The sequence below is a fragment of the Holdemania sp. genome, from assembly GCF_986127675.1.
The window spans coordinates 1-9,320 of record NZ_CFQZWI010000107.1 but is presented as its reverse complement, the minus strand read 5'-3'; the positions used below and the strand labels follow the sequence as shown (position 1 = coordinate 9,320).

Here is a 9,320-nt window from a genome sequence, read left to right as displayed (position 1 = left end):
CCAGATTCATCGCGGTTACATCGCCATTAATCTGGCCTTTCACTAACAGATCCTTGCCGCAATGCACACTGCCGTTAACGGTACCGAGAATCGTCAGGCTGCAATCGCATTCCAGATCACCGTTGATCGTTACGTCTTCGGTTAATACGGATTCCTCCGCGCTGATCGTCTGCTTATTTTCCATTTTTTCCACTTCCTCCTGTTTTGGCTGGGGTATCATTTCCGTTGCAGGAGCTGCAACGTTTTCAAAGAATGCCGGTTCGTCATCCAGTTCTTCTTGTTTTTTGCGATTTCTAAACATATAGCCCTCCTGTTTCTGTTATTCATTATTCCAGTTTTAACGCGAAAGTCAATTCTTGAAAGCTGGAAAAAATCTTACGATTTATTTACGCCCTGAATTTGCGGTTCGATTACGGTTATACTGGATAATTCTGACTTGGATCAGAATACGACTTTTCCCGAATTCCGCTTGCGTTTTTCCTGAGCATTCGTTATCCTGAGAATCAGGAGGCGATGAACATGGATATTTCATTTGATGTCGGAACATCCTGTTTCAATGTCAGGACCTGTGCGGTGATGCTTTGCGGTGAAAATCTGCTTGTGATGAAGGATAAGAAACTGCCTTATGCCTATTTGCCGGGCGGCCGCGTAAAGCTGAATGAAACAGCTCAACAGGCATTGATTCGTGAATTACAAGAGGAAATCGGGATCCAGGCTGTAATTGAAAGGCCGTTATGGGTGACGCAGGCGTTCTTCACGGAAGCGGCCAGCCAACGGCGGTTTCATGAAATCTGCTTTTATTTTCTCGTTTCCTTGCGTAAATCCTCCTTGCTGCGGTCGATGAATTCTTTTTCCCGTTGGGAAGGCCAAATAGAACATCGTTTTGAATGGGTTGCTTTCAATGAATTAAGTCATCTCGATTTTCAGCCGGAATTCGTCAAAACCCATGTCAGAACCTTACCGGACCATGTGGAATTCATACTGGATCAAAATTGAAGATGAATCCTGTCCTCTTAGATAAGGTCTGCTTAAAAAATTTCGCCAGAATTCAATCAAATCTATATACAAAAAAACAGTATGGGAAACAGGATACGGTCAGATGATTATTTCTTGCTTGGCATCCTGTTCTTTTTGGATTGAAGGCCTTTTCTTTGAAAGGACAGGCGCGGCCTGAGTGGACTTATAGGCTGGTTCATGATCTACCAATCCCCATGGACACATTGTTTCTATGATTGGATAGAGCGAACGGCCTTTATCTGTGGGCTGTTCTCTAACTTCACCGGGATTTGCGGATACTTTTGCCGCAGGATCAGTGCGTCTCTTTCCATTTTCTTTAATAGTCCGCTTAAGGTTTCATACAGAATCGTTCCCCTTTTCCGATACAACTTGTTAAACCTGATTTTTTAATGTTCAACTAACCAACATAATATAATTTGATGAGTCGCCATTTTCTTCCGATCATCGTCAAAGTATAACCAGATGGCTATCTGACACCGATTGCTTTTTTCGGCTGACTTATTCGATACTCATGGATATCACTTCTCTGAAGGAGGGTATATATCAGAAAAGTATGTACTTCATCAGGGAAGAACCGATAATAGAATTTCCACGATAAAAAGCATTCGAGAAAGGAAAGGGAGATCAAAATAAAACATGTGTTAGTGATCCTGAGCGGCGGTCGTCCAAAGGAAAATATCCGCCAGCTCGTTGATCAGGGGGAGAAGGATGCGGGTTATCCGACAGAAGATGTTTCTTCGGATGAAGCCCGTGACGAAGGATGCACGGGCCGCAATGTCTATCATTATGGCAACCCTTGTGTTCAGCACGACGATTTTCATTCACTGATTTTGAAAATCAAAACAGTGTCGTTGATTTGTGTTTGCTTCCCCCCCCGCTTTATTTTTGGACATTTTCCGCGAAGCTGAAAGCCTTCGTCGGCCGCTTTTATTGTCTGGCGCAAAACGGATCAGAATTTGCCGCTGATCCGTTATGAATAGTATAAGGTTCATGACTGTGCCCTCCTGATGGCTTCGGCAGACGCTTATTTTCGGATCTTTGAGTAGGCAGTTTTCTATTATCAGTTTGCGATTGTCAATGATATCGGTTTTTATGATCGCGGAATGCTTTTTTCGGCGTCCATGGCAATACCAACAGAATGCCTGAAATCGCACAGAATGGTTATCTGAAAAAAACTGTCAATAGGGAAAAACGGTAATGACGACGGATTCACGATGAGTCTGACGTTAAACGCAAATCTGGAATTGAAGAGAACAGCATCATAAAGAGGTACAGTGCTGCCATAACGTTTTATTGTTGGGCAGCTGAATTTTCTTAAGCTGCGGCTTTGGTTACTTTTGATTCACGGATCATACAATGGCGGGCGGTTGTTCGACATTCTGTTTTTCAGCAAGCGCGATGAATGCTTCCAGTTCCGGCGACATCCGCGCGCCATACCACGCGATGCCTAACGGCATCGGTCTGACATCCTTCAGCGGAATTTTCAATAAGCCGGAGAATTTCTTTGACCGCGAGCAGGGCAGAATGGTGAAACCGATTCCCGACTGCACCGCGATCAACATACTGTCAAAACTTGTGTAAACGGTCTGTACTACGATCTTTTTTGCCTGCAGCTGCGGCCTTGTGATCAGCCGCGGATTGCGGTGCAGCTCCGTATTGGCCAGGATCAGCTTCTGGCCTGCCAAATCGTCGAAAGTCAGATATTTATACGCTGCCAGCGGATGCGTTTTACTGACAAGCACGTAATACTGCGATTCCATAATCGGCAGAAATTTCAACTTGGGATCACTCTCCACTTCGTATTGATAACAGAAGGCCATCTCCACTTCGCCGGTGATCAGCAGCTGACGGCTGCCGCGATCCTCCTGCGTCAGGATATTAACATGAATCAGCGGACATGTCTCCGAGTAATTTTTGATGATCTGCGTCAGCTTGCCGTAATCAGCCAGACGGCGGACTAACAAGTTAATCAGCTTCGGCGTCTGGGCGTTCATCGACTGTACAGTTTGAACGATCGCTTCCAGCTGCCGCAGCAGCGGTTCCATTTGCTTATAAAAATAGGACCCGGCGGCTGTCAGCTCCACGCTGCGGTGCGTGCGGTTGAACAAGGTGACGCCCAGCTCCGTTTCCAGCGCTTTGATCTGATAGCTGACGACCGGCTGCGTGGTATAGAGCAGTTCGGCGGCACGGATGTAGCTCAAGGTTTGAGCGACGGTAAGAAAAGCACGGATCTGGCTGGTGTTCAACGACAATTCCCCCTTTGTGATCATATTGACGATCAGCTAATCACATTGTATCAGATTTCTTGATGTATAATAAAAAAATTTTATTAAACGATAAAGTATTTCGATTGTTTGAAACCCCTTGCAATCCTATAATGAAATCGACAAAAGTTTCACAATGTGAAACCAGAGGAGGGAAAGAAAATGAAGAATATTTCTCGACGGGACTTTTTGAAAGGCAGCGCCGCGACCGTCGCGGGGGCTGCGGCACTGGGGCTGTTAGGTGCTTGTTCGTCCAACGACGCACCGGCGGCTGCGACAACGGAGGAAAAGTTTGACAAGGAATGCGATTTCCTGATCGTCGGCTATGGTTTGGCGGGGGAAGCCGCCGCGCTGGAAGCCAACGACATTGACCCCAACGCCAAGATCTGTATTCTGGAAAAAATGGAAGAAGCGCAGGCGGGCGGCAACTCGATCGCATCCGGCCAGACCGTGATCGTGCCGGCGCCGGATGATCTGGAGACCTTTAAGAAATACCTGATCGCCTGCAGTCAGCCGAATCCGATTCCGGAAGAATATGTCGATTTCATGGCGAAGGAATTCTCTGATCAGCGCGGCTGGATTCAGGCGACGGTTGATAAAGTGGGCTATGAGCTGGGCTATGTCGGCGGAGGACCGCTGGCCTGGGGCTCATTAGTTACGGAATTCCCGGATCTGGACGGATCCAGCTTTAAGGGCTGTTCCGCGCATGTCCGCAAAGCCGGAACGACGTTCGAATACGGCGGCGTCTGGAGAGGTTTCGATCTGGCGGTTCGTGACCGCGGTGAAAATATTGAACTGATGTTCTCAACGGCCTTTACAAGCTTGATTCAGAATCTGGAAACCAAAGAGGTTAAGGGCGTCGTCGCCAAGGGCGCGGATGGCAAGGAAATCCGCATCAAAGCCAATAAGGGTGTCCTGTTGGCCTGCGGCGGTTACGAAAATAATTTACAGATGCAGCGCGATTTCCATGGGATGGACGTTGTTTACACCGGCGGGACTCCGGGCAACACAGGCGATGGCATCCACGCGTTGATGAACACTGGCGCGAAGATCTGGCACATGAAGAATCAGACGCAGTCGGGCGGCTTCTGGCTGGGCATCAAGGTGCCGGAACACGAAGCGACATTCATGCGCAACTTCTCGATGGCCGGCAAGAGCTGGATCGAGGTCTGCGCCGATAACAAGCGTTTCTACAACGAATCCGCGGCGTATCATCGTCAGCACATGAAATTTAAGGAATACGGCCATTATGTCGATCTGCCGCATGACCGCGCTCTGCCGGTTGATTTGATCTTCGATGAAAAGACCCGCACGGCCGGCGCGATCGTCACGAAGTGGCTGAGCTGGCCGATCACAACTGAAGGCTACGTCTGGTCCGACGATAACTCCGAAGAAGTGGCGAAGGGCTGGATCATCAAAGCCGATACGATTGAAGAACTGGCAGAAAAACTGGGCCGCGATCCAGAAGCGCTGAAAGCCACGATCGACGACTACAATGCCGGATGCAAATCCGGACGCGACGAATTCGGCCGCAGCGTGGAAACAATGGAACCGATTGATACCGCACCGTTCTATGCCGTCGGCATTACTCCGACGCTGGTGGCGACGACCGGCGGCGCGGAACGCAACGTCAAAGCTCAGGTGCTGGATTGGAATGACAATCCGATTCCGAATCTGTACGAAGCCGGCGAGTTAGGCTCGTATGTTTCCAACCTGTATCAAAATGGAATGTTCTTGGCGGAAGCCATCGCAACCGGACGTGCTGCGGCGGATACGGCATTCGGCGGCCGTTCGACGGTCACGACGGAGGTCAGCGGCGAGGTTGAGGAAACTATCGACATCACCAAGAAACCGGATGGCCAGTATGATCAGCTGATCAAGGGCAACCATGGCGAATACACGCTGCGGGCCACGGTTGAGGGTGGCAAGATTACCAATCTGGAAATCGTATCCGGACGCGAAAATATGTTTATGGACGACGACCAGCTGAAAGCCTTCTTCGACGAAGTGATCAACGGTCAGAATGTCGAAGTCGACGCGATCTCCGGCGCCACGCTGGATTCCAACAACCTGTTGGACGCGTTAAAGGCAATCTTCAAATAAGCTTCAGCGGTAAAAACAAATTCATCCGCAGAAAGGAAAGCAATCCGCAGGATCCCTATTCCGGAAGGCGCGGGGAGGCTGGCTGCGATTCCCTCCGGCTTTGGCAGTCAACTTCCGCCTTTCCTTCACGTCAATCCTTCAATGTTATAGCTTCCTGACAAGAGTCTGTCTTTCCCAAAATAAGGGGCAGACTCTTTTTTTGCAATTTTAAAGTTCTGCACGAGGTCGGGGATTGCATTGGGAATGCGGAAACGCGTACAATAAACGAAGAATCAGGCGCAGGCGCTCTCCGTTGAAAAAGGGCTTGAAAAGGTTTGGGATCAGTGGAAGGCTGGAGCTAAGGAAAATGCGCGGAGGTTGGAATTCGATGGAGTCCATGGGGAGGAATGTGAAATGAAAGAAAAAGCGAAGCAATTTCATCAAAGGTGCCGAAACGGATGTTGGCTGATCGTGATCGTCCAGCTGACAGGTTTATTTCTGCGATGGGCTTCTCTGCCTGATCGGATCCCGGCTCATTTCGACGCGGCCGGAAAGGTCGACCGCTGGGGAAGCAAAGCTGAGCTGCTGGTTCTGCCATGGATTTCAATTCTGATGATGGCGGGTTTGGAATGGGTCAGCCGGCATCCGAAGCTGTGGAATATTCCGGTTGCAGTTACGGAACATAACCGCGAAGCGCTTGAGGCAGTTACATTGAGGATTCTCTCCCTGGCAGAGCTGCTTGTGGTCCTCTGGTTTGCACTGCTGGAATATTTCAGCATGACTGGCCGTTCACTGCCCGCCGGGTTGATCCTCGGGTTTGTGCTGAGCGTGGCTGTCGGAATTTGCGCCGCTATTTTCTGGTGCGTGCATACTGCGAAAAAATACCGCTGATCCCAATAGCCGGAGAGTGAGGACAACGTTTGGGATACCGATGATAAAATCAATCAAAGATCCGCGGCGGCCTGGAAAGAAAGCGTATGGGAAACTGTCTGGCGGCCGAGAATTGGTTATGCTGCCAAACTGCGAAAAAAAGTGGTCAAAGTCGTGGCAATGACATTGAAATTTGGCTACAATGAGAACCAGAAATATCCAATCGCGGGATTCTACAAGCCTGCGATCAGAAAATTCCATGTCCGCCGCCGCTTGCGGTTTTGTCCGAGGCATGGGATCATGGGATAAAAAAGAATCTGAGGAAAAGACCGATGTTAAAAAAGATGATGAAAATACTGGGACTGGCGCTCTGCCTTAGCGGCTGCACGGCAGTTCCGGCCATTCCCTCTCAACCGCAGGCCCTCTCGGCGATCCCTTTTGCAGAACTTAAGACGCCATTAACGCTGCTTTTCTCGTCAGATCTTCATTATCAAAGCGAGCGGCTGCAGTCGCAGGTGTCCGTAGTGCCGCAGATGATCTACAACGAAGCCATCACTTCGGCGATGCTGGCACAGATGGAAGCGGCGAAACCCGACTACATTATCCTGACAGGTGATTTAGTCAATCAGGGCGATGCACAGGATCATCAGAAAATGGCTGAACTGCTGCGGAAAGTGAATGAAACCGTACCGGTGCGGGTGATTTGCGGCAACCATGATCTGGCGATGGTAACCCGCGAGGAATTTGTGTCTCTGTATCATGAATTCGGATATGATCAGGCTTATTCGCGCGATCCCGCGTCGCTGAGTTACGCGGAGCTTACCGAGGCCGGCGTGCTGTTGATTCTGCTCGATACCAACAGTGAACGACCCGGCGGCAGTGAAGGAACACTGTCCGCCTCGACATTGGAATGGCTGAAAACACTGGGAAATCAGGCGCGCGAGTCAGGCTGGCTGACACTGACGTTCAGCCATCACAATCTGCTCGATCACACCGTGACCACATCCAACGATATCGTCCATACGGCCGATGCGGCGAAGACATTGCTGGAACAGCTGAATATCAGGACGCACATCAGCGGTCACCGCCACACGGGGCATATTCAGACGGAAACGATCGGATCCCAAAGTCTGACGGAAATCGTACTGCCGATGCCGATTGCCTGGCCGAATACCTATGGCCGCATCGAGATCAGCACGCAGGGAGAGCTGGACTACACGCAAAGGACAATCGACGTCGCCACCTGGGCGAAGAAGCAGGGACTTTCCAACCCCGATCTGCTCGACTTTCCCGCCTATTCGGCTCAGGCTCAACGCCAGGCAAATCAAAACACGCTGGATTCTACATTGAAAAATGTGGAACTGACTTGTGAACAGCGGCAAGCGATGGAGGATTTGTTTCAGCAGACGATGTTCAGCTACCGTCAGGGTCAGCTCGATCAAGTCCGGACCGAGCTGCTTGCGCATCCCGGCTATCAAGCCTGGCAGACGCTGGGACCGGATACCATCTGGAAACGCTGGCTAAAGGCGTTGTTAACCAGGACTGAACAAAGTCCTGGAGATCACGTTCATGTGGCGTATTGAAGTCCGGCGCCCAACCCGATAATCCACGGGCGACGTTAAAACTGAAAATACCGATAGGACAAGCAACATGGTAAACAAGGACAGGATGAGGAGAATCAAAGATGACGGCATTGGATCGGGAATGGGAAGAAATCCGCAGACAGCGGGACCGGCAGGTGAAACTGAAGGCTCAGTTGGAGCGCCTGAAAGCTCAGCAGGTAACGTTGAATGGAGAAGTCGGGCAGCGAAAGCAGCGATTAAAGAAGGAAGAACAGGATGTCGATCAGCTTGAAGCCTTTAGCTGGACCGCTTTGTGGGCACGGCTTAACGGTCAGTGGCATGAAAAACTGTCAGAGCAGCGTCAGGAAGCGGTTGTCGCCGCCGTCAGAGTTGAGGCCGCCTGCCGGCAGCAGGAAAAACTGGAAGCCCGGATCGCCCGGATCGAACAGGAGCTTCATACGCTGAAGGATTGCGGGAAACGTTGGGCATCGCTGTTGGAACAGAAAGCGGATCAGCTGGCGGAGGAACATCCGCAGAAAGCTGACGCCCTGTTGCGGCTGGAAATGCGGCAGAGGGAATGGGAGCGAAAGCAGAAGGAATTGCGGGAAGCCGCCGACGCCGGGGAAATGGCGCGGGGTCTGGCTTGCCAGCTGGTTGAAAAGATGGACGAAGCGCGGACGTGGGCGACCGTCGATTTGTTTGGCGGCGGAATGATCACCGGCTTTGTGAAGCATCGCTGTCTGGATGAGGCGCAGCAGCTGGCCCGGCAGCTGGAAGAGCAGCTGCGTTGTTTTGAAAGCGAGCTGGCGGATGTGGAGCTTCACCCCTCGCTGGGATTAACGCTCGATCCGTTTTTACGAATTCTGGATATCCTGTTTGACAGTTTCGTTACGGACTGGACCGTTTCGGAGCGGGTGGAAAAAGCTTGCGTTCAGGCTGAACGGACCCGCAGGGAGATTCAAGCGCTGCTGGATCATCTGATGGCGCTGCAGGATCAGGCCTGCCGTGAAAGCGCAAAGCTGACGCGCCAGCGCAGACTTTTGATTGAGCAGGCTTGATTTCAGAAATCGAGGTCTTTCTTAATCGCCGCGCTGTTGCCGCCCAATGAAAAAGACCCAGCCCGGGTTGCAGCCGGGCTGGGTTTCGCTTTTTCAGCGCACTTATGGAAAAAGAAAATTAATGAATATTGGCGATCATTGGCATAAAATCAAGCTTTTCATCCTGAGGCAGCATCTGAATCGTCACTTTGACACCTTTGGATTCGATGTAACGGAAATCTTCCGCTTCCTGCGGCGTAACGCAGACAGTATGCTTGATGCGCGTGGATCCGATTTTATTCGAAATGTTGCCGACATTGATGGTTGGCATGAAATAACCCAGATCCAGAACCTTTCTGGCGGTAGCCGGCCCCCGCATGATAATCATCAGACGGTCTTTATCATAAGCATTTTCATTTAATCGCTGAACCGCGCGTTCCGCATTGAGAATGGATAAGCGGGAAGAAGATCGGAAGAGCACACGTCTG

Annotated in this window: 10 protein-coding genes; 6 read left to right on the top strand and 4 right to left on the bottom strand. The window is 50.6% G+C overall.

Going from position 1 to position 9,320, the window contains the following annotated elements; genetic code table 11:
* Positions 1–301, bottom strand: a 301-nt coding sequence (locus AC5OW4_RS12940; RefSeq protein ID WP_493677052.1) for a bactofilin family protein, incomplete at its 3' end; no start/stop codon positions are given.
* Positions 302–519: 218 nt separating this feature from the next.
* Here AC5OW4_RS12940 and AC5OW4_RS12935 point away from each other — a divergent pair.
* On the top strand, positions 520–996 hold the full coding sequence (locus AC5OW4_RS12935) for an NUDIX hydrolase (protein ID WP_195548348.1): 477 nt from the start codon (positions 520–522) through the stop codon (positions 994–996).
* 230 nt (positions 997–1,226) lie between these two features.
* On the opposite strand, the gene AC5OW4_RS12930 is transcribed toward AC5OW4_RS12935, so the two are convergent.
* On the bottom strand, positions 1,227–1,400 hold the full coding sequence (locus AC5OW4_RS12930) for a winged helix-turn-helix transcriptional regulator (RefSeq protein ID WP_370544674.1): 174 nt from the start codon (positions 1,398–1,400) through the stop codon (positions 1,227–1,229).
* Between the two features lie 255 nt (positions 1,401–1,655).
* Between AC5OW4_RS12930 and AC5OW4_RS12925 the strand changes: the two genes are divergently transcribed.
* Positions 1,656–1,925 carry a hypothetical protein gene (locus AC5OW4_RS12925; protein WP_229100765.1) on the top strand — a complete coding sequence of 90 codons (270 nt, stop codon included), beginning with the start codon at positions 1,656–1,658 and terminating at the stop codon, positions 1,923–1,925.
* Between the two features lie 441 nt (positions 1,926–2,366).
* On the opposite strand, the gene AC5OW4_RS12920 is transcribed toward AC5OW4_RS12925, so the two are convergent.
* A complete protein-coding gene (locus AC5OW4_RS12920; protein WP_072683678.1) occupies positions 2,367–3,263 on the bottom strand; it encodes a LysR family transcriptional regulator in 897 nt (298 codons plus the stop codon).
* A 180-nt stretch (positions 3,264–3,443) separates the two neighbouring features.
* Here AC5OW4_RS12920 and AC5OW4_RS12915 point away from each other — a divergent pair, with 180 nt between their 5' ends.
* The 4 genes from AC5OW4_RS12915 to AC5OW4_RS12900 all read left to right on the top strand — a co-directional run bounded on the left by AC5OW4_RS12915 (position 3,444) and on the right by AC5OW4_RS12900 (position 8,853).
* Positions 3,444–5,384 carry an FAD-binding protein gene (locus AC5OW4_RS12915; RefSeq protein WP_072683677.1) on the top strand — a complete coding sequence of 647 codons (1,941 nt, stop codon included), beginning with the start codon at positions 3,444–3,446 and terminating at the stop codon, positions 5,382–5,384.
* A 393-nt stretch (positions 5,385–5,777) separates the two neighbouring features.
* Positions 5,778–6,254, top strand: coding sequence for a DUF1648 domain-containing protein (locus tag AC5OW4_RS12910; protein ID WP_072683676.1), 477 nt, complete (start codon positions 5,778–5,780; stop codon positions 6,252–6,254).
* Between the two features lie 311 nt (positions 6,255–6,565).
* Entirely contained in the window at positions 6,566–7,816 is a 1,251-nt protein-coding gene (locus AC5OW4_RS12905; protein ID WP_493677051.1) for a metallophosphoesterase, read from the top strand.
* A gap of 101 nt (positions 7,817–7,917) precedes the next feature.
* A complete protein-coding gene (locus tag AC5OW4_RS12900; protein ID WP_493677050.1) occupies positions 7,918–8,853 on the top strand; it encodes a hypothetical protein in 936 nt (311 codons plus the stop codon).
* Between the two features lie 118 nt (positions 8,854–8,971).
* Here the strand turns inward: AC5OW4_RS12900 and AC5OW4_RS12895 are convergent.
* Positions 8,972–9,320 (bottom strand): PTS sugar transporter subunit IIB (locus tag AC5OW4_RS12895; RefSeq protein WP_493677049.1); only part of this gene is annotated, 349 nt, incomplete at its 5' end.